At 64.9% G+C, this 18,764-nt stretch carries 17 protein-coding genes; 13 read left to right on the forward strand and 4 right to left on the reverse strand.

The genetic code is table 11. From position 1 onward, the window contains the following. Positions 1–125: 125 nt before the first annotated feature. Genes rnr through dapE form a run of 3 tightly spaced genes read right to left on the reverse strand, consistent with a single transcriptional unit; the run spans position 126 to position 4,011 of the window. Positions 126–2,402 carry a ribonuclease R gene (gene rnr, locus Q4G24_RS12320; protein WP_303366838.1) on the reverse strand — a complete coding sequence of 759 codons (2,277 nt, stop codon included), beginning with the start codon at positions 2,400–2,402 and terminating at the stop codon, positions 126–128. 54 nt (positions 2,403–2,456) lie between these two features. Continuing rightward, entirely contained in the window at positions 2,457–2,876 is a 420-nt protein-coding gene (locus tag Q4G24_RS12325; protein WP_303366839.1) for a GNAT family N-acetyltransferase, read from the reverse strand. Further along, the gene (gene dapE / locus Q4G24_RS12330; RefSeq protein ID WP_303366840.1) at positions 2,869–4,011 is read right to left on the reverse strand and encodes a succinyl-diaminopimelate desuccinylase; all 1,143 of its coding nucleotides are present in this window, start codon (positions 4,009–4,011) and stop codon (positions 2,869–2,871) included. Before dapE ends, Q4G24_RS12325 begins: the two co-directional genes overlap by 8 nt. A 179-nt stretch (positions 4,012–4,190) precedes the next feature. Between dapE and Q4G24_RS12335 the strand changes: the two genes are divergently transcribed. The 12 genes from Q4G24_RS12335 to ftsH all read left to right on the forward strand — a co-directional run bounded on the left by Q4G24_RS12335 (position 4,191) and on the right by ftsH (position 16,935). Continuing rightward, positions 4,191–5,813 carry an acyl-CoA dehydrogenase family protein gene (locus Q4G24_RS12335; protein WP_303366841.1) on the forward strand — a complete coding sequence of 541 codons (1,623 nt, stop codon included), beginning with the start codon at positions 4,191–4,193 and terminating at the stop codon, positions 5,811–5,813. A gap of 259 nt (positions 5,814–6,072) precedes the next feature. Beyond that, positions 6,073–6,636 (forward strand): hypothetical protein, encoded by a 564-nt coding sequence (locus Q4G24_RS12340; protein WP_303366842.1) that lies wholly within the window; start codon positions 6,073–6,075, stop codon positions 6,634–6,636. 54 nt (positions 6,637–6,690) lie between these two features. After that, a complete protein-coding gene (locus Q4G24_RS12345) occupies positions 6,691–7,362 on the forward strand; it encodes a type 1 glutamine amidotransferase domain-containing protein (protein WP_303366843.1) in 672 nt (223 codons plus the stop codon). A 54-nt stretch (positions 7,363–7,416) separates the two neighbouring features. Continuing rightward, the gene (ybgC, locus tag Q4G24_RS12350; protein WP_303366844.1) at positions 7,417–7,800 is read left to right on the forward strand and encodes a tol-pal system-associated acyl-CoA thioesterase; all 384 of its coding nucleotides are present in this window, start codon (positions 7,417–7,419) and stop codon (positions 7,798–7,800) included. An 82-nt stretch (positions 7,801–7,882) separates the two neighbouring features. Next, the gene (tolQ, locus tag Q4G24_RS12355; RefSeq protein ID WP_303366845.1) at positions 7,883–8,578 is read left to right on the forward strand and encodes a protein TolQ; all 696 of its coding nucleotides are present in this window, start codon (positions 7,883–7,885) and stop codon (positions 8,576–8,578) included. A 3-nt stretch (positions 8,579–8,581) separates the two neighbouring features. Next, positions 8,582–9,052, forward strand: a complete 471-nt coding sequence (locus Q4G24_RS12360) for an ExbD/TolR family protein (RefSeq protein WP_303366846.1) — start codon at positions 8,582–8,584, stop codon at positions 9,050–9,052. Positions 9,053–9,055: 3 nt separating this feature from the next. Continuing rightward, positions 9,056–10,789, forward strand: a complete 1,734-nt coding sequence (locus Q4G24_RS12365; protein WP_303366847.1) for a hypothetical protein — start codon at positions 9,056–9,058, stop codon at positions 10,787–10,789. Positions 10,790–10,807: 18 nt separating this feature from the next. Continuing rightward, the gene (tolB, locus tag Q4G24_RS12370; RefSeq protein ID WP_303366848.1) at positions 10,808–12,217 is read left to right on the forward strand and encodes a Tol-Pal system beta propeller repeat protein TolB; all 1,410 of its coding nucleotides are present in this window, start codon (positions 10,808–10,810) and stop codon (positions 12,215–12,217) included. 44 nt (positions 12,218–12,261) lie between these two features. Beyond that, complete coding sequence (gene pal / locus Q4G24_RS12375) at positions 12,262–12,825, forward strand: peptidoglycan-associated lipoprotein Pal (RefSeq protein ID WP_303366849.1); 564 nt, start codon at positions 12,262–12,264, stop codon at positions 12,823–12,825. Next, positions 12,825–13,787 carry a tetratricopeptide repeat protein gene (locus tag Q4G24_RS12380; RefSeq protein WP_303366850.1) on the forward strand — a complete coding sequence of 321 codons (963 nt, stop codon included), beginning with the start codon at positions 12,825–12,827 and terminating at the stop codon, positions 13,785–13,787. The genes pal and Q4G24_RS12380 overlap by 1 nt, the downstream gene beginning before the upstream one ends. After that, positions 13,777–14,994, forward strand: coding sequence for a tRNA lysidine(34) synthetase TilS (tilS, locus tag Q4G24_RS12385; protein WP_303366851.1), 1,218 nt, complete (start codon positions 13,777–13,779; stop codon positions 14,992–14,994). Before Q4G24_RS12380 ends, tilS begins: the two co-directional genes overlap by 11 nt. 60 nt (positions 14,995–15,054) lie before the next feature. Continuing rightward, positions 15,055–16,935 (forward strand): ATP-dependent zinc metalloprotease FtsH, encoded by a 1,881-nt coding sequence (ftsH, locus tag Q4G24_RS12390; protein ID WP_303366852.1) that lies wholly within the window; start codon positions 15,055–15,057, stop codon positions 16,933–16,935. Between the two features lie 31 nt (positions 16,936–16,966). Here the strand turns inward: ftsH and Q4G24_RS12395 are convergent, their stop codons facing one another. Beyond that, on the reverse strand, positions 16,967–17,395 hold the full coding sequence (locus Q4G24_RS12395; protein WP_303366853.1) for an organic hydroperoxide resistance protein: 429 nt from the start codon (positions 17,393–17,395) through the stop codon (positions 16,967–16,969). Between the two features lie 381 nt (positions 17,396–17,776). On the opposite strand from Q4G24_RS12395, the gene folD reads away from it, so the two are divergent. Then, positions 17,777–18,652 carry a bifunctional methylenetetrahydrofolate dehydrogenase/methenyltetrahydrofolate cyclohydrolase FolD gene (gene folD / locus Q4G24_RS12400; RefSeq protein ID WP_303366854.1) on the forward strand — a complete coding sequence of 292 codons (876 nt, stop codon included), beginning with the start codon at positions 17,777–17,779 and terminating at the stop codon, positions 18,650–18,652. Positions 18,653–18,764 lie beyond the last annotated feature (112 nt).

Below are 18,764 nucleotides of genomic sequence, written 5' to 3' on the forward strand. Positions count from 1 at the left end.
CTGAACAATACAGAAAAATCCCGAAAAATAACGGCAAAGCTAGGGGCGTAGCCCCCCGTCCTTCGGACTCCCCCCAGGATATTTGGGTGAAGAAGAAAACCCGGAAGGGGCCGCGCGAGCGGCCCTTATCGTTTGCGGCGCAGGCGTTTTCGGCGGGCGTCATCCACGATTTTCTTGGATCGCGCCATGCCGGGTTTGCGGCGCAGGCCCTTGCCCCGGCCACGGGGGCCTTGCGGCAGGGCCTTGCCTTCCAGCTCCAGCAGCTCCAGCAGCAGACCGCCGGTCAGGGGGACGGCCTCGGTCAGACGGACCGTGACGCGCTGGCCAATGCCGATTTCCAGCCCGGTATCCGCACCGATCAGCATTTGCGCATCCGGGTCGTGGTGGAAATATTCATTGCCGATCTCGCGGATGGGCAAGAGGCCGTCAGCGCCGGTTTCGTCCAACTTGATAAAGGCACCGAACTTCTGGATGCCGCTGATCCGGCCCGTCATCTCGGTGCCGACACGATCAGACAGATAGGCCGCCAGATAACGGTCGGTGGTGTCGCGTTCGGCTGCCATGCTGCGGCGCTCGGTTTCGCTGATATGGGTGGCGGTGTCGGACAGGGTTTCGATGTCATCCACCGACAGCCCGTCTGTCTTCCCGTTACGCCCCGCGCCCCATTTATGCCCGGAAATCAGCGCACGATGCACGATCAGGTCGGAATAGCGCCGGATCGGGCTGGTGAAATGTGCATAAGACCGCAGCGCCAACCCGAAATGGCCGAAGTTTTCCGGGTGATAATACGCCTGCGTCATGCTGCGCAGGGTGGACATATTGATCAGCTCATCAAACTCGGACCCCTGAGCCTGCGCCAGCAGGCGGTTCAGGTGGTGGGTATGAAGCACTTGCCCCTTGGCCAGGGTAAAGCCTGACGCCTCGGCCACTTCGCGCAGCGCATCCAGCTTTTCCGGGCTGGGTTCCTCGTGGACACGAAACAGCAGCGGGCGGCGCAACCGGGTCAGTTCCTCGGCAGCGGCCACATTGGCCAGCACCATCATCTCCTCGATCAGCCGGTGAGCGTCGAAGCGGTCGCGGAAACGGACGGATTTCACCCGTCCGTCGCGGGTCAGTTCGATCCGGCGTTCGGGCAGGTCCAGATCCAGCGGCTGCCGCCGCCGTCGCGCCGCTGTCAGCAGGTCATAGGCCGCAAACAAGGGCCGGATCACACTGTCCAGCAGCGGTTCGGTCGCCGCATCGGGCTGACCGTCCTGTGCCTGCTGCGCCTGTTCATAGGACAGGCTGGCAAGGCTGTTCATCATGCCGCGATGAAAGCTGTGGCCGATCTTTTCACCCTGCGCATCCAGCCGCATCCGCACCGCAATCACCGGGCGGTCCACAGCTTCATGCAACGAACAGAGGTCGCCCGACAGCGCGTCGGGCAGCATCGGCACCACACGGTCGGGGAAATAGGTCGAGTTGCCACGCAGCCGTGCCTCTCGGTCCAGCGCAGTGCCGGGGCGGACGTAATGCGCCACATCGGCAATCGCCACCCATACCACCATGCCACCGGGGTTTTGCGGGTCGTCGTCAGGCATGGCCGCCACGGCGTCATCGTGATCGCGTGCGTCCGCCGGGTCGATGGTGACAAGCGGCAGATGGCGCAGATCCTCGCGCCCCTGCATGGTGGCAGGCTGTGCGGATTCGGCCTCGGCCACCACCGCATCGGGGAAATCATCGGGGATGCCGTGCTGATGAATGGCAATCAGGCTCACCGATTTCGGGGCCGAGGGATCACCCAACACCTGCACGATCCGGGCATAGGGCAGGCCCATGCGGCCCTTGAGGCTGGCCTGTTCGGCCTCGACCAGTTCGCCATCCCTGGCACCATGGGTCGCGTCGGCACGCACCAGCCATTCGCGGTCGCTGCCCTTGTCGATCGGGGCGATGCGCCCGCCTTCGGTCGCCTTGCGGAAAATGCCCACGACCTTGATGCCGTTGCGCTCGATCTTGCGGATCAGGCGGGCGACATAGGCGTGATCCTCGCCCCGGACTTCGGACAGGCGCGCCAGAAAGCGGTCGCCGGGGCCAAGCGCCGGGTCGGATTGGCGCGGGGCATAAAGGATGCGCGGTTCCGGCCCGTCGCCCTGCCATTCCAGCGGCTTGGCGAACAGGTCGCCCGCCGCGTCTGGCTGTGTGATCTGCACCACCGAAACCGGCGGCAACCCATGCGCATCGTGGTAAACCTTGCGCTTGCGGCCCAGATGGCCTTCGGCCTCCAGCTCTTTCAGCAGGCGTTTCAACTCGATCCGCTCGGCGCCCTTGATGTTGAACGCCTTGGCAATGTCGCGTTTGGACCGGGCGTCGGGATGATCCGCCACCCAGTCGAGAATCTGTTTCTTGGATGGCAACTGTCCCATGGCGATACCCTAACCCATGCCGCAGGCAAACGCATCAGGCTTATTTGCCCGCCATCAAAGCGACCGCTGCATGTCCCGGTGCGGGATGCCCGCGTCGTCATAGACCGGGCCGAAGGGGACAAAACCCAACCGTTCATAAAAGGGAATTGCGTGGCATTGTGCGCCAAGCCGGGCCGTCGTGATACCGACATGCCCGCGCAGCAATTCCAGCGAAGCCATAATCAGCGCCGCGCCGCAGCCGGTGCCACGCGCCTCGGGCAGCACGCAGACACGGCCGATCTTGCCGGTGTCGCCCTTGACCAGCACCCGCGCCGTGCCGATGGGGACGCCCTCCATCAGTGCCAGCAGATGTTCGGCCTGATCGTCCAGACCGTCCCATTCCAGTTCCTCGGGGACATGCTGTTCCTCGATGAAAACGCGACGGCGGATCGTGCGGCAGGTGTCAATATCCGTGGTCGGCGTGACCTCAATCATGGAAATACCTCTGCAAAATCTTGCCATAGATCGCCTGAAGCTGGCGCACCTGAGCGGCGGGGACACGCTCATCAACCTGATGCATGAACTGGCCGACCAGCCCGAACTCGACCACCGGGCAATGATCCTTGACGAAACGCGCGTCCGAAGTGCCGCCCGAGGTGGACAGCTCCGGCACCCGTCCGGTTTCCTGTGCGACCACATCACGGATCAGATCGACAAACGGGCCGGGCGCGGTCAGGAAAGCCTCGCCCGACACATCCGCGCCCAGGCTGATCGCCACGCCGGTTTCCACTGTCACCGCCGCGGCGCGGGCCTGCATATCAGCGGTCAGGCTGGCCCCGCTGTGCAGGTCGTTGAACCGGATGTTGACCACCGCACGCGCCCGTTCCGGCACCACATTGCTGGCCGGATTGCCAACATCAAAACTCGTCACCTGCACGCCGGAAGGCTGGAAATGTTCGGTTCCCTGATCCAGCGGGGTTGCGGTCAGGCCGTCCAACAGCCGGATCAGCGCATGAACCGGGTTTTTCACCTTATGCGGATAGGCGGCATGACCCTGCACCCCCTTGGCGTCAAAGGTAAAGGTCACGCTGCCCCGACGGCCAATCTTCATCATCTCGCCCATGACTTCGGGGTTCGACGGCTCGCCCACCAGACAGACGGTCATCTGTTCACCATTGGCGGCCATCCAGTCCAGAAGCGCGCGGGTGCCATCGCGGCCCGGCCCTTCCTCGTCGCCGGTGATGGTCAGGATCACCGCACCATCGGGCGGCGTGGCCTGCACAAAATCGACCGCAGCCGCAACAAAGGCCGCCACGCCGGATTTCATATCCGTGGCCCCACGGCCCCAGATCATGCCGTTTTCCTCATGGCCCGAGAATGGCGGATGCGTCCAGCTTGCCGGATCGCCCGGTGGCACCACATCGGTATGACCGTTAAAGCCAAAGGTCCGGGCCGCACCTTTCGCGCCCCAGCGGGCGAACAGATTCGGCGTGCCGTTGCGGTCTACGCGGTGACATTCGAACCCTGCGCCCTGCAACATTTGCTGCAACAGCACCAAAGCCCCGCCTTCTTCCGGCGTGACCGAGGGGCAGCGGATCAGGCGGGCGGTCAGGTCGGCAGCGTCGGTCATCAAGTGATTCCTGTGATTTTACATGAGTTAACGCTGGATCGGTTCCAGTTCCAAGCGGTTTTGCACAATTTCGTATAGTTATATTCATGCGTCACGCGACGCTTGAACGCATTATAGTTGCGCGACGGCCGCGAAGGCCCTATCCATGCTGCAACGCCGCATCTGATCCAAGGCCAGCCATGACCCAGACACTTTCCGACGCTCAATCCGTCCTGCCAGAAATCGAATCGCTGCTGGAGGCCGCCACCACCTTCACCCGCGATGCCGTCAGCCGCGACGGCAAGCCTGATGCCGAATTGCTGGAAATGCACCAGCACGCCGCACATGCGCTGTCATGGCTGACGACCTATGTTCAGGCGCTGAGGCAGTTGACGGCATGGGCCGAACGCCTGACCAGCGCGGGCAGCTTTACCGAAACCGAACGGCTGATCCTGCAAATTGGTATGGGTGAATATCTGGCGCAAATCGCCGGCGGCATCCCGATGAGTCAGACCGAGTTTGCCCGCCTCTCGGACCTTGGGCAAAGCTGGCAGCCCTCTGACCTTGCGCGGCACCTGATGGCCGGGAACAATCCGGCGGCGCGGATGAAGCTGGCGCAGATCATGGCCGACACGCAGGGCAGCGCGACCTTTGGTGCCACCGGGCTGGACGAGGATCTGGAGATGATCCGCGACCAGTTCCGCCGCTGGGCCGACGACCGCGTGGTGCCCAATGCCCATGAATGGCACCTGAAGGATGAGCTGATCCCGATGGAGATTATCAGCGAACTGGCGGAAATGGGCGTATTCGGCCTGACCATCCCCGAGGATTTCGGCGGGCTTGGCATGTCCAAGGCAGCAATGGTCGTGGTCAGCGAGGAACTCTCGCGCGGCTATATCGGCGTCGGCTCGCTTGGGACACGCAGCGAGATCGCCGCTGAACTGATTCTGGCGGGTGGCACCGACGACCAAAAGGCGCAATGGCTGCCGCGGCTGGCCAGCGGGGAAATCCTGCCCACCGCCGTTTTCACCGAGCCGAACACCGGCAGCGACCTTGGCAGCCTGCGCACCCGTGCGGTGCAGACCACTGATGGCTGGGAAATCACCGGCAACAAGACATGGATCACCCATGCCGCCCGCACCCATGTGATGACCCTGCTGGCGCGAACCGACCCGAACACGACCGACTGGCGCGGGTTGTCGATGTTTCTGGCCGAGAAAACCCCCGGCACCGAAACCGACCCCTTCCCCACCCCCGGCATGACCGGCGGCGAGATCGAGGTGCTGGGTTATCGCGGCATGAAGGAATACGAGCTTGGCTTTGACGGGTTCAAGGTCAAGGCTGAAAACCTGCTGGGCGGGCAGACGGGTCAGGGCTTCAAACAATTGATGCAGACCTTTGAATCGGCACGTATTCAGACCGCCGCCCGCGCCATTGGCGTGGCGCAGAACGCGGTGGAAATCGGGCTGCAATACGCGCTGGACCGCAAACAGTTCGGAAAGGCGCTGATCCATTTCCCGCGTGTCGCGGATAAACTGGCGCTGTCGGCGGTGGAAATCATGATCGCCCGGCAACTGACCTATTTCGCCGCATGGGAAAAGGACCACGACCGCCGCTGCGATCTGGAGGCAGGGATGGCCAAGCTGCTGGGCGCACGGGTGGCGTGGGCTGCGGCGGATAACGCGCTGCAAATCCACGGCGGCAACGGCTTTGCGCTGGAATATCAGATCAGCCGTGTGCTGTGCGATTCGCGTATCCTGAACATCTTTGAGGGCGCGGCCGAGATTCAGGCTCAGGTCATCGCCCGGCGGCTGATCGGGTAACGCCTGCGCCGCGCCTGTTCGGGCATAAGGAAAGTTGCGCCATTCGGCAGGATGCTCGTCCAGCAGAGCGTCCTGCGCAGGCCATATGTGATATGTCGAACCTGCAAGCGACTTTGCCGTGGAACCTGTTCAACTCGGCGGATATGGGGCCGCACCACGGCCAGCGGCGCCACGGCCACCACGCTTGCCGCGCTGGAAATGGAAGCTCTGGTCCCAAGCATGCAGACTGGCTAGAAGAAGCCGACAGAAAGGACCAGCCATGACCCCCGAAGCCATCACCGCCCTGTTCACCCGCGACGGCCAGTTCCGCTGCGCCCGCTGGGGACGGCCGGTTGCGCCGGTGATCTTTGGACTGGCCGATGAAACGCTGGATATTTTCCGCAGTGTGCTGCGGGCGGGGTTCGCCCATGCCCGCCACCCGATGACCGATACCGACCCCGAAATGGGGGCCAATCTGTTCCTGTTCTTCTGCCGCGACTGGTCGGAACTGGATCCGGTGCCTGATCTGGACCGGCTGACCGGCCAGCCCGACCTTGCCGCGCGGTTGCGGGCGGAAAACGCCGGGCAGTTTCGCATGTTCCGTTTTGATCCCGATGGCGGCATCCGCGCCTGCCTGTATTTCCTGCGCATCCCCGATAATACCGACCTGCACCCCGCCGCGCTGGCCGAGGTGATTTTCACCCGTGCCGCGCTGAGCTTTGCGCAGGATCAGGCCGTCACGCCCGAGCTGGCGGCGCTGATCCGCGCCGCCTATGACCCGGCGCTGCCGGTCTGCGCCACGGATGCCAGCCACGCCCTGCGCCTTGCCGCGCGGATGGCGTAAGGAACCGCCCCTGCCCACGCTGCGTTCCCTTCACCCATCGCAAAGGAGCGCGTTATGAAAATCCTGATCGTCCTGACCTCGCACGACCAGCTTGGCAATACCGGCCAGAAAACCGGCTTTTGGCTGGAGGAGTTCGCCGCCCCCTATTACGTTTTCAAAGATGCCGGGGCCGAAATCACGCTGGCTTCGCCCAAGGGCGGGCAACCGCCGCTGGACCCGAAATCCGACGCCCCCGATGCGCAGACCGATGAAACCCGCCGCTTTCTGGCCGACCCAGAGGCGCAGCAGGCGCTGGCAAACACGCTGCGGCTGGCAGAGGTGGATAGCTCGGGCTTTGACGCGGTGTTTTATCCCGGCGGACATGGGCCATTGTGGGATCTGGTGAATGACGCCAACAGCCAGCACCTGATCGCCGCTTTTGCCGACAGCGGCCGCCCGGTCGGTGCGGTCTGCCATGCACCTGCGGTTCTGCGCGATGTCACGACCGGCGCCGTGCCGCTGGTCAAAGGCCGCCGCGTGACCGGCTTTACCAACAGCGAGGAAGCCGCCGTCGGCCTGACCGAAGTGGTCCCGTTCCTGCTGCAAGACGCGCTGACGGATCAGGGTGCGGATTTCAGCCAAGGCCCGGATTTTGCGCCCTATGTGGTCGTGGACGGCAAGCTGGTCACGGGCCAGAACCCGGCCAGTTCCGCCCCTGCGGCCAAGGCCCTTCTGGACCTGCTGTAACGCCTGCGCAGGCGCGGGCTTTCCCCGGCCCGCGCCGCGCCTTATGCTGGTGCCATGACACATCGCATCCAGATCCGCGTCTATTACGAAGACACCGACCTTGCCGGGATCGTCTATTACGCCAATTATCTGCGCTTTATCGAACGCGCCCGCACCGAATGGGTGCGCGGGCTTGGCATAGATCAGTCGCGGCTGAAGGCTGAAACCGGCGTGGTTTTCGCCGTCCGCCGGGTCGAGGCCGATTATCTGTCCCCCGCCCGTTTCGACGACCTGCTGACCGTGACCACCGCGCCCGAGGTGGTCCGCCCCGCCAGTATCACGGTGCTGCAATCGGTCCTGCGCGGTGAACAGGAACTGTTCCGGGCGCGGGTCACGCTGGCGGCTTTGGGGCCAAACATGCGTCCGGTGCGGCTGCCAAAGGCGCTGACGCAAGGTTGATACCATCGTGTGCAACTGCCGCGTGAACATTCCGCGCGGGGCTGGTATGGGATGCGAAACGCGATTTTGACGGACGGACGGAATGGATCAGGTTATGGGACAGGCGCAAGCAGTGGATTTCTCGCTGGTATCGCTTTTCATGCGCGCCTCGCCGGTGGTGCAGATCGTCATGGTGCTGCTGATTCTGGCTTCGGTGTGGGCCTGGGCGGTGATTATCCAGAAATGGCTGACCTTTACCGCCGCCCGCCGCGATGCCTCACGCTTTGACCGTGCCTTCTGGTCGGGGCAACCGCTGGATGACCTTTACGACCGGATCGGGGACAAGCCCTCGGGCGCGGCGGAACGCATCTTTGCCGCCGGGATGCAGGAATGGCGGCGCAGTCAAGACGGCATGGACGGGCTGATCCCCGGCGCGGGCCAGCGCATCGACCGGGTGATGAATGTTGCCATCGCCCGCGAAGAAAACCGCCTGACCCGTGGCCTTGGTATCCTTGCCAGCGTCGGCGCGACCGCACCTTTCATCGGGCTGTTCGGCACCGTCTGGGGCATCAAGAACGCCTTTGAAGGCATCGCCATGACCCAGAACACCAGCCTTGCCGTTGTCGCGCCCGGCATTGCCGAGGCCCTTCTGGCCACCGCTTTGGGCCTTCTGGCCGCGATTCCGGCGGTGATCTTTTACAACAAACTGTCCGGCGATGCTGACCGGATCGTGACCCGCTATGACGGTTTCGCGGATGAGTTCGCCACCATCCTGTCGCGGCAACTGGCCGAGGATTAAGGGATGAGCGCCCGCGCCTCGAACCGCTCGCGCCGGCACCGCCGCGCCCGCCGCAAACCAATGGCCGAGATCAACGTCACGCCCTTTGTCGATGTGATGCTGGTGCTGCTGATCGTGTTCATGGTCGCCGCACCGATGCTGACCGTGGGGGTGCCGCTGGATCTGCCGCGCACCGCCGCGCAGCCGGTGCCGAATGAACCCGAGGAACCGCTGACCATCAGCATCCCCGCCTCTGGCCCGATCATGCTGATGGAATCCGAGGTCACGGATACCGAGCTGCTGGACCGGCTGCGCCCGTTGGCCGACGCCCGCAACGGCGCGCGGATTTTCCTGCGGGCCGACGGTGCGGTGTCCTATGCCCGCGTGATGCAGGTCATGGGGGCGCTGAACGGCGCGGGTTACGCCAATCTGGTTCTGGTCACGGATACCGGCGGCCCTGCTATGGGTGGGCCAGCCACGGGTGGGCAGGACTGACCCATGGCCAGACGGGCGAATGACGATCTGATGGCCGATGAGATCGAGGCCGAACAGGCACTGGACCGGGCGGGCCGGATCGGGCGCTGGGTCTCGGGTGTTGCCCATGGCGGGCTGATCCTTTGGGTGATCGTTGGGGCATCCCTGTTCCGGGGGACGACCCCGCCTGCGGTGCAGGTTTCACCCGTCGCTACCATTTCCGAGGGTGAATATCAGGCCATGGCCGCCGCGATGCGCGGGGCTGGCCCGGTCGCGCCGCAGGTCACGGATGCGCCGCCCGCGCCGCGCCCGGATCAGGCCCCCGATCAGGCCGATGCTGCGCCGGTCACGCCCGAAACCAGTATCCCGCCACAGCCTGCGGCGCCGTCCCCGGCACCGCAGCCCGAACCGGCAGCGGAACCCGCGCCTGACCTGTCGGCGCTGGAGCCTTTGCCGACGCTCCCCGCCGAGGCCGTTCAACCGCCTGCCGAACTGCCCGCGCCACCTGCCGAGCCTGCACCGATCCTGACGCCCGACGCCGCATTGCCTGAACCTGCCGAGGTGCCGCAGTCCCCGGCCCTTCCCGACATGCAGCAGGCACCGGAAGCACCGCGTTCCGAACTTGCGCTGGATAGCTCGGTGCGACCGTTTACCCGCCCGGACGGGCTGGCCGAAGCCGCGCTGGCCCGTCAGGAAGCCGCCCGGCAGGCGGCGCTTGAGGCTGAACTGGCCGCTGAGGCGCAGCGTCAGGCCGAGGCCGAAGCTGCCCGCCGTGCAGAACAGGCCCGCACCGAACAGGCCCGCGCAGAGGCCGAGGCACAAGCCCGCGCTGAAGCACAGCGGCAAGAGGAAGAAGCCCGGCGTCAGGCCGAAGCCCAACGCCGCGCCGAGGAACGTCGCGCCGCCGAGGCCGCCCGTCTCGAAGAACAGCGTCTGGAAGAACAGCGTCAGGAAGCCGCCCGACAAGAAGCACAGCGCCAGCAGGAACTGGCCGAGGCTGCCCGCCGCGATGCGGAACGTCGGGCCGAGGACCAGCGCCGCGCCGAAGAACAGCGTCAGTCAGAGGAACAGGCCCGCGCCGATGCGCAGGCTGCCGAAATGGCACGACAACTGGCCGAGGTCATGGCCGATGACCGGGGCGCAGATCCGGTTCAGGCGATCCCGTCTGACCCCGGCCCGTTTGATCCCGGCCCCGCGCCTCTGGACGATCAGACCGCGCTGCCCGACCTGCCCGATGATGGCGATGACGGCTGGAGCCGCGACCGCAGCGGCGGTATCCCGAATGACGCCCTGACCGGCGCGCTTTACGATGCGCTTGGCGAACGCGCGCAGGGCGTGCCGGATGACGCGCTGACGCAGGCGCTGACCGAGGCCATCCCCCCCGCCCCTGCGCCCGAACCCGCGCCGGAACCAACCCCCGCGGCCCCGTCCGAGCCGCTGACCGATACCGAACAGCGTCGTTTCCGCGAATCGGTGGATGAATGTTGGAACGTCGCGGCACTGTCGCGCGAAGGGGCGGTCGGTTCGATCTCGGTCCGGGTGCGGTTCACCCCGCAGGGGATGCCGATTGCCGACAGCATCCGGCTGATGGGTCACGACGGCGGCAGCGACGAGGCCGCAGAACAGGCATTCGAGGTCGCCCGCCGGGCCATTCTGGGCTGCGCCTATGGCGGTTATCCCCTGCCTGCTGAAAAATACGACCGCTGGCGGGAAATGATTCTGGACTTTGCCCCCGCAAACGGCACAAGCATCCGCTGACCCGATCAGGAGAACCCGATGCCCGCGCCCCTGCGCCTTGCCGCCATGCTGACCTGCCTTGCCCTAGGGCCGGGGGCAGCTTTGGCGCAGGCCGGGGACGAGGCCCCCGGCAGCCCCGAGGCCCCCGGCAGCCCCGAGACCATCGCCGGGGACAACAACAGCCCGGCGAATGGCACGCTGCGCATCCAGATCACCGATGGCGTCACCCGCCCGACCATTCTGGCAATTGAGCCGTTCGAGGTGGTCGAACCCTTTGAAACCGGAAACGACGCGGGCGAGTTGGCCGCACAGGTGGTCGGGGTGATTGCCGAGAACCTGACCGGCACCGGCTTGTTCACCCGCACCACCGAAAACTTGCCTGAACCTGCCGGTTTTGATGTGCCGGTGGTTTATGACGACTGGTATGCCAGCCGGGCCGAGGCGCTGGTGACAGGCGCGGTCAGTGCCGACGCTGATCGTGTCAGCATCCGCTTTCGCCTGTTCGACGTTCTGGCGGGTCAGCCGATGGGTGACGGGATGCAATTCGACACCGCCCGCACCGACTGGCGCCGCGCGGCGCATAAGGCCGCCGACCAGATCTATATGCGCCTGACCGGGGAAACCGGGCTGTTCGACAGCCGCATCGCCTTTGTGTCCGAGACTGGCCCACGAGAACGGCGCGAAAAGCGCATCGGCATCATGGATGTGGACGGCCAGAATGTGAAATGGATGACCGACGGCACCGCACTGGTGCTGGCCCCGTCTTTTTCGCCCGACGGCCGCAGGCTGGTCTATATCAGCTTTGGCTCAGGTCAGCCGCGGCTGATGATGATGGATGTGGCCAGCGTGCAGGCGCGGCCCGTCGGCAGCACACAGGGCATGGCCTTTGCGCCGCGCTGGTCGCCCGATGGCCGCTGGATCGTCTATTCCCGCGAGACGGCGGGCAACAGCGACATCTGGCTGCTGGACCCGGCCACCGGCGATGAGCGCGCCCTGACAAACGATCCGGCGATTGATACCGCACCGGATTTCTCGCCCGATGGCACGCAGATCGTGTTCGAATCCGACCGCTCGGGCAGCCAGCAGCTTTACGTCATGCCCGCAGACGGCGGCGAGGCCCGGCGCATCACCTTTGGCGAAGGCAGCTATGCCAGCCCGGCATGGTCCCCAAAGGGCGACCTGATCGCCTTTACCAAGATCGAGGGGGACCGCTACCACATTGGCACCATGCGACCCAATGGCAACGGTGAGCGGCTTTTAACACAGTCCTTCCTTGACGAAGGCCCGTCTTGGGCGCCCAATGGCCGGGTGGTGATCTTTACGCGCGAAACGCTGGGGGCGGATGGGCGCTCACGCCTTCATTCGGTCGACGTGACGGGGCGCAACATGCGCGCCCTGACCATGCAGGGTGAGGCGTCGGACCCGTCATGGGGACCTTTGCTGCCGTAGGGCATCACCGGAACGGGTCAGATAAAGCGCAACGGATACAAAAGATGACAAAGCAGACAGCCCCCCGCCGTGCGCCTTTCTGGCTGACCATCCCGGCGCTGCTGGCGCTGGCGGCCTGCGCCGCCGAACCCGTGGCGCAAACGCCGGTGGGTGATCCCTATGCGACCCGCCCCGATGGCAGCGCGGTTTATCAGGGCGCGATCCGCAATGCGCCCGGCGTTGCGGTTCTACCCGGCACACCGACGCCCGCAACTTTCGCATCCGAGGCCGGCGATACCGTGCGGTTCATGGCACAGGATGCCACCTTGTCGCCCGAGGCACGCGCGACCCTGACACGTCAGGCGGCATGGCTGGCCCGCAACACCGGCTTCACCGCCCGGATCGAGGGCCATGCCGACGACAAAGGCACCCGCGAATATAACCTGTCGCTTGGTGCCCGCCGTGCCAGCGCAGTTCAGGAATATCTGGTGGCGCAGGGTGTCGCCGAGGGCCGGATCAGCACCGTCTCTTATGGCCGCGAACGCCCGGTCGAGGTCTGCACCACCGAAGCCTGCTTCGCCCAAAACCGCCGCGCCGTAACCACCGTCGCCCCCGCCGGAACAAGCTGATGCGCCTGCCCGTTGCCGCCACTTGCCTGATGATGTTTGCCCTGCCGCTGGCCGCGCAGGAACCGGCCACCACCCCCGAGGGTATCGCGCCCGAGATCACTTCGCCGCTGATCACGGATACCGGCCCCATCACGAATCCGGCCGCTGATCCGGCCACGCTGGCGCAGCTTCAGGCTCAACTTGGCCAGATCTCGGGCGACCTGAACCGCTTGCGGGCCGAGATCATGGGCAGCGGACCTTCGGGTTTTCAGGCGGCAGGCGGCGATACCGCATTGGACCGGCTGAATGCGATGCAGCAGGCCGTCACCCGCCTGACCGGAGAGGTCGAGGAGGCTCGCAACAACACCCGGCAACGGCTGGATGAGGCCGCCATCAAGATGCAGGATTTCGAGTTTCGCCTGTGCGAAGTCTCGCCCGATTGCAACCTTGGCGATTATACATTGGCCGGTGATGGGGTGATCGGCAATGGCACGGCCATCCCTGCCCCGGCTCTTGCCGCCAGCGCCGAAGAAATCGCCCTGCTGGACCGCGGACGCGCGGCGCTGGATGCTGGCAATCACGAACAAGCTGCGCAGATTTTTCAGGAACTTGGCCGCCATCATGCGGGCGGACCTCTGACCGGGCTGGCGCTCTATCTGCTGGGAGAGGCGCTGAACCGGCAGGGCCAGCGCGATGCCGCCGCCGAGGCGTGGCTGTCCAGCTTTGCCGCCGCACCGAATGGGCCGGATGCTGCCCGCGCCTTGCTGGGGGTGGCCGGTGTGCTGGAGCAGCGCGGCGATTCTGACGCCGCCTGCCTGACGCTTCTGGACCTGACCGCACGCCTGCCCGCCAGCAGCGAGGCGACCGAGGCCCGCACGCGGCTGGACACGCTGAACTGCTTGCAACCCCCTGCCAGCGACACCCCGCCCGTGGTGGACGACCCCGAGGGCGAGGCTGACCTTTATCTGCCCGATGCCCCCTGATCCCGCCAAGGCGATTCGCGACACGCTGGACCGGATCGCCCCTCATGGCACGCTTGGCGTCGCGGTTTCAGGCGGCGGTGATTCGCTGGCGCTGCTGCATATCACCGCAGATTGGGCCGGGCCGCAGCGCCGGATCGAAGCCGCAACCGTCGATCATAACCTACGTCCCGAATCGCAGGCCGAGGCGATGATGGTGGGCGAACAGGCCCGCGCCTTGGGCATTCCCCATGAAATCCTGAACTGGACGCCAGAAACCCACGGCAATCTGCAAGCCAACGCCCGGCAGGCGCGGTTGGATCTGCTGTCCCAATGGGCGGCGCGACGCGGGCTGTCGGCGGTGCTGCTAGCCCATACGCAGGACGATCAGGCCGAAACCCTGCTGATGCGGCTGGCACGGGGTTCCGGGCTGGACGGGCTGTCCGGCATGGCAGAGGCCCGCACCGCGCAGGGCATCCTCTGGCTTCGGCCGGCGCTGGAGGTCAGCCGCGAAAGCCTGCGCGACTGGCTGCGCAGGCGCGGGCTGACATGGGCCGAAGACCCCTCGAACCAGAATCCCGAATATGAACGGGTGCGCATCCGGCAGACCATGGCGGCACTGGCGCTGGACCCGGCCATGCTGGCCCGCAGCGCGACAAACCTGCGCCGCGCCCGCGCCAGCCTTGACCAGATTGCCGCCGATTGGCTGACGCGGGCGCGGGTTCACGCCTCGGCCAGCCTGACCCTGCCACCCATGCAGGACGCCCCGCCAGAAATCATCCGCCGCTGTCTGCTGACCGCGCTGCGCTGGCTGACCGGCGCGGATTACCCCCCGCGCGAGACCGCCACCGCCGCTGCATTGGCGCAAATCGCCGCTGGCCATCGTGCCACGCTGGACGGGGCGCTGCTGGCACCCGGCACGAACGGCCTGCGGATGTTGCGCGAACCCGCCGCCGCCGCCCGCGCCGTCGCCGTCACCGGCGGCATCTGGGACAACCGCTGGCGCGTAGACGATCTGCCACCGGGGCAGGAATGGCGGGCGCTCGGCCATGCCCCCCTGCCCGACCTGCCGTGGCGCGAGGCGGGCCTGACCCGTGACGAGGCCGCCAGCCTGCCCGCCATCTGGTCCGGCCCCGATCTGGTCGCCGCACCGCTGCTGTCAGGCGATAAATCCACCGCAAAACCGCTGCGAACGGGCAAAGACCTGCTTTCCATGCTCGGAACGCATTGAACCCCGCGCCCAAATCCCTATTTTCAGAAAAACTCTTTTCTTCCCGCAGAGGAGCCTGTTTTGGGCAACACCCGCAATATCGTCTTTTGGGTCGTCCTGTTTCTGATGATTCTGGCGCTGTTTAACCTGTTCGGCAACGGCGGCGGGGCGATGAACGCCCGCACCGTCAGCTATTCCGAGTTTATTCAGCGTGTCGACAACGATCAGGTCGCCAAGGCCACGATTGACGGCGAGACCGTCTCGTTTCAGGGCAGCGACGGCACCGTTTACACCACTGTCCGCCCCTTGGGCGAAGAAATCGCGGACAAGCTGATCGCCAAGGGCGTCAATGTCGATGTCAAACGCCAGCAGCAATCCGGCCTCATGTCACTGCTGACCGCATTCCTGCCCTTTATCCTGCTGATCGGGGTCTGGATTTTCTTTATGAACCGGATGCAGGGCGGCGGCAAAGGCGGCGCGATGGGCTTTGGCAAGTCCCGCGCCAAGATGCTGACCGAAAAGCATGGGCGCGTGACCTTTGACGACGTGGCGGGCATCGACGAGGCCAAGGAAGAGCTGGAAGAAATCGTCGAGTTCCTGCGCAATCCGCAAAAGTTCAGCCGCCTTGGCGGGAAAATCCCCAAAGGCGCGCTGCTGGTCGGCCCTCCCGGCACGGGTAAAACCCTGCTGGCCCGTGCCATCGCGGGCGAGGCGGGCGTGCCGTTCTTTACCATTTCAGGGTCCGATTTCGTGGAAATGTTCGTCGGTGTCGGCGCATCCCGCGTCCGCGATATGTTCGAGCAGGCCAAGAAATCCGCCCCCTGCATCGTCTTCATCGACGAGATCGACGCCGTAGGCCGCGCCCGTGGCGTCGGCATCGGCGGCGGCAATGATGAGCGCGAACAGACGCTGAACCAGTTGCTTGTGGAAATGGACGGTTTCGATGCGAACGAAGGCGTCATTATCATCGCCGCCACCAACCGCAAAGACGTGCTGGACCCTGCCCTGTTGCGTCCGGGCCGCTTCGACCGCCAGATCTATGTCGGCAATCCCGACATCAAGGGCCGCGAGCGGATTTTGCAGGTTCACGCCAAGAAGGTGCCGGTCGGGCCTGATGTGGATTTGCGCATCATTGCCCGCGGCACGCCGGGTTTCTCGGGTGCGGATCTGATGAACCTTGTGAACGAGGCCGCCCTGATGGCCGCCCGCATCGGCCGCCGCTTTGTGGCCATGGAAGATTTTGAAAACGCCAAGGACAAGGTGATGCTGGGCGTCGAGCGCCGCAGCATGGTTCTGACGCCCGAGCAAAAGGAAAAAACCGCCTATCACGAGGCCGGTCATGCCATCGTCGGCCTGTCGCTGCCGAAATGCGATCCGGTCTATAAGGCGACGATCATCCCGCGCGGCGGGGCGCTCGGCATGGTGGTCAGCCTGCCGGAAATGGACCGGCTGAACTATCACAAGGACGAGGCCAAACAGAAAATCGCCATGACCATGGCCGGGAAAGCCGCCGAAATCATCAAATACGGTGAGGAAGGCGTGTCGAACGGCCCGGCAGGCGACATCATGCAGGCCAGCCAGTTGGCCCGCGCCATGGTCATGCGCTGGGGCATGTCCGACAAGATCGGCGCGGTGGATTACGCCGAGGCGCATGAGGGCTACTCCGGCAATACCGGCGGCTTCTCGGTCTCGACCGCGACCAAAGAGCTGATCGAAGCCGAGGTGCGCGAGCTGATCGAAAACGGCTATCAGGAAGCCCGCCGCATCCTGCTGGAAAAAGAGGTCGAGTTCGAGCGTCTGGCCAAGGGCCTGCTGGAATACGAAACCCTGACCGGCGACGAAATCGGCAAGGTTGTCCGGGGCGAGGCGCTTGGCGGGGATGACGACACCCCGTCCAGCTCGATCCCGCAGGTCGGCGTGCCAAAGGTGCCGCCCGCAACCACCCCGGCCCCGCAGATGTAAGAAAAAGCCCCGCAAATGCGGGGCTTTTTTGTCAGACCAGTTCCGGCGTAATTGCCAGATTGCCGCGGGTCGCGTTGGAATAGGGGCAAACCTGATGCGCCCCTTCGATCAGCGATTGCGCCTGTTCGCGGTCCATACCGGGCAGGGCCACCTTGATTCCGACCGCCAGCCCGAAACCGCCATCATCGCGCGGGCCAATCCCGACCTGAACCTGCACCGAGCTATCGGCAGGCAGTTTCACCTTTTGCGCCGTTGCATAATGACGCAACGCGCTGTTGAAACAGGCAGCATAGCCAAGCGCGAACATCTTTTCGGGGTTCAGCCCTTCGCCCCCCGGCCCGCCAAGCTCTTTCGGCACGCTCAGATCGGCGGCGAAACTGCCGTCATCGACCGCCACATGCCCGTTGCGCCCGTCCCCGGTCGCGGTTCCGCTGGTCTGGTAAAGGATCTTCGTCGGCATCATCGCCTCCTTGATTATGTCTGGACCAATGCACAGCGCCAAGGAATGTTCCCAACCCCCTCGCCCGCTATACAAAAGCCCCGGCGAACCGGGGCTTTCAGGGGCTTGTGACACTGTTCCTTGGCATCAGATCACCAGTAACAGCGCGGCAGCCAATGCCAGACCAAGGCCGAAACCCAGACTGACGACAATGCTCGCGGCGCTCATGTTTTTCTCCGTTATACGTTTTACTTGATCGCAGCACTCAACGGGCAGCTTGTTCCCCCAGTTCCATGATCGGCAAAACCTTGCCGATGCGGCGTTGCATCGCGGCAACAGCTTCGGGCTTGCCTTGCCGGACAGGCCGGGGCATTCAGCCGGTGAACAAGGAAGGAGCCAGCCATGACCGCCACCCTCATCGACGGCAAGGCCTTCGCCGCCCGCCTGCGCGAGCGAATCGCGCAACAGGTCGCCACGCTGAAGGCTCAGGGTATCACCCCCGGTCTGGCCGTCGTGCTGGTCGGTGAAGATCCTGCCAGTCAGGTCTATGTCCGCTCCAAGGGCAAGATGACGGTCGAAGTCGGGATGAACTCTTATGAACATCGCCTGCCTGCCGAAACCTCGCAAGCCGAATTGCTGGCTCTGATCCAGCAATTGAACAACGACGCAACCGTGAACGGGATTCTGGTGCAACTGCCCCTGCCCGCACATCTGGACGAAGACGCGGTTATTAACGCAATCGCGGTGGAAAAGGACGTGGACGGCTTTACCGTGATGAATGCCGGACGGCTGGCGACCGAGCAAAAGGCGATGGTTCCCTGCACCCCGCTGGGATGCCTGATGATGCTGCGCGACCAGCTTGGCGACCTGTCGGGCAAGGACGCGGTGGTGATCGGACGCAGCAATATCGTCGGCAAACCCATGGCCGCGCTGCTGCTGCGCGACAGCGCCACGGTGACGGTGGCCCACAGCCGGACCCGCGACCTGCCCGACCTTTGCCGCCGCGCCGATATTGTCGTTGCCGCCGTTGGCCGCCCGCAATTCGTCAAGGGCGACTGGATCAAGCCCGACGCGACGGTGATTGATGTGGGCATCAACCGCACCGATGACGGGCTGGTGGGGGATGTGGATTTCGCCTCTGCCACCCCGATCGCCGGTGCAATCACCCCGGTTCCGGGGGGCGTTGGCCCGATGACCATTGCCTGTCTGCTGGCCAATACGCTGACCGCAACCATGCGCGCCAACGACCTGCCCGATCCCGAAGGGCTGACGCCGTAAGCGGGGGCGCTTCGCCCCCCGCACCCCCAGAGGATATTTATAGACAAAAGATATGCTGATCCTTTGTCTGTGAGTATCGTTGGGTGGATGCGTTCCAGAGGAGCAGTGGGCC

This window comes from Paracoccus sp. (in: a-proteobacteria) (genome assembly GCF_030538695.1).
Lineage (GTDB): Bacteria > Pseudomonadota > Alphaproteobacteria > Rhodobacterales > Rhodobacteraceae > Paracoccus.

Coding starts and splice junctions, on each gene's coding strand:
- rnr (WP_303366838.1), bottom strand. CDS start 2,402: ATGGGACAGTTGCCATCCAAGAAACAGATTCTCGACTGGGTGGCGGAT.
- Q4G24_RS12325 (WP_303366839.1), bottom strand. CDS start 2,876: ATGATTGAGGTCACGCCGACCACGGATATTGACACCTGCCGCACGATC.
- dapE (WP_303366840.1), bottom strand. CDS start 4,011: ATGACCGACGCTGCCGACCTGACCGCCCGCCTGATCCGCTGCCCCTCG.
- Q4G24_RS12335 (WP_303366841.1), top strand. CDS start 4,191: ATGACCCAGACACTTTCCGACGCTCAATCCGTCCTGCCAGAAATCGAA.
- Q4G24_RS12340 (WP_303366842.1), top strand. CDS start 6,073: ATGACCCCCGAAGCCATCACCGCCCTGTTCACCCGCGACGGCCAGTTC.
- Q4G24_RS12345 (WP_303366843.1), top strand. CDS start 6,691: ATGAAAATCCTGATCGTCCTGACCTCGCACGACCAGCTTGGCAATACC.
- ybgC (WP_303366844.1), top strand. CDS start 7,417: ATGACACATCGCATCCAGATCCGCGTCTATTACGAAGACACCGACCTT.
- tolQ (WP_303366845.1), top strand. CDS start 7,883: ATGGATCAGGTTATGGGACAGGCGCAAGCAGTGGATTTCTCGCTGGTA.
- Q4G24_RS12360 (WP_303366846.1), top strand. CDS start 8,582: ATGAGCGCCCGCGCCTCGAACCGCTCGCGCCGGCACCGCCGCGCCCGC.
- Q4G24_RS12365 (WP_303366847.1), top strand. CDS start 9,056: ATGGCCAGACGGGCGAATGACGATCTGATGGCCGATGAGATCGAGGCC.
- tolB (WP_303366848.1), top strand. CDS start 10,808: ATGCCCGCGCCCCTGCGCCTTGCCGCCATGCTGACCTGCCTTGCCCTA.
- pal (WP_303366849.1), top strand. CDS start 12,262: ATGACAAAGCAGACAGCCCCCCGCCGTGCGCCTTTCTGGCTGACCATC.
- Q4G24_RS12380 (WP_303366850.1), top strand. CDS start 12,825: ATGCGCCTGCCCGTTGCCGCCACTTGCCTGATGATGTTTGCCCTGCCG.
- tilS (WP_303366851.1), top strand. CDS start 13,777: ATGCCCCCTGATCCCGCCAAGGCGATTCGCGACACGCTGGACCGGATC.
- Q4G24_RS12395 (WP_303366853.1), bottom strand. CDS start 17,395: ATGCCGACGAAGATCCTTTACCAGACCAGCGGAACCGCGACCGGGGAC.
- folD (WP_303366854.1), top strand. CDS start 17,777: ATGACCGCCACCCTCATCGACGGCAAGGCCTTCGCCGCCCGCCTGCGC.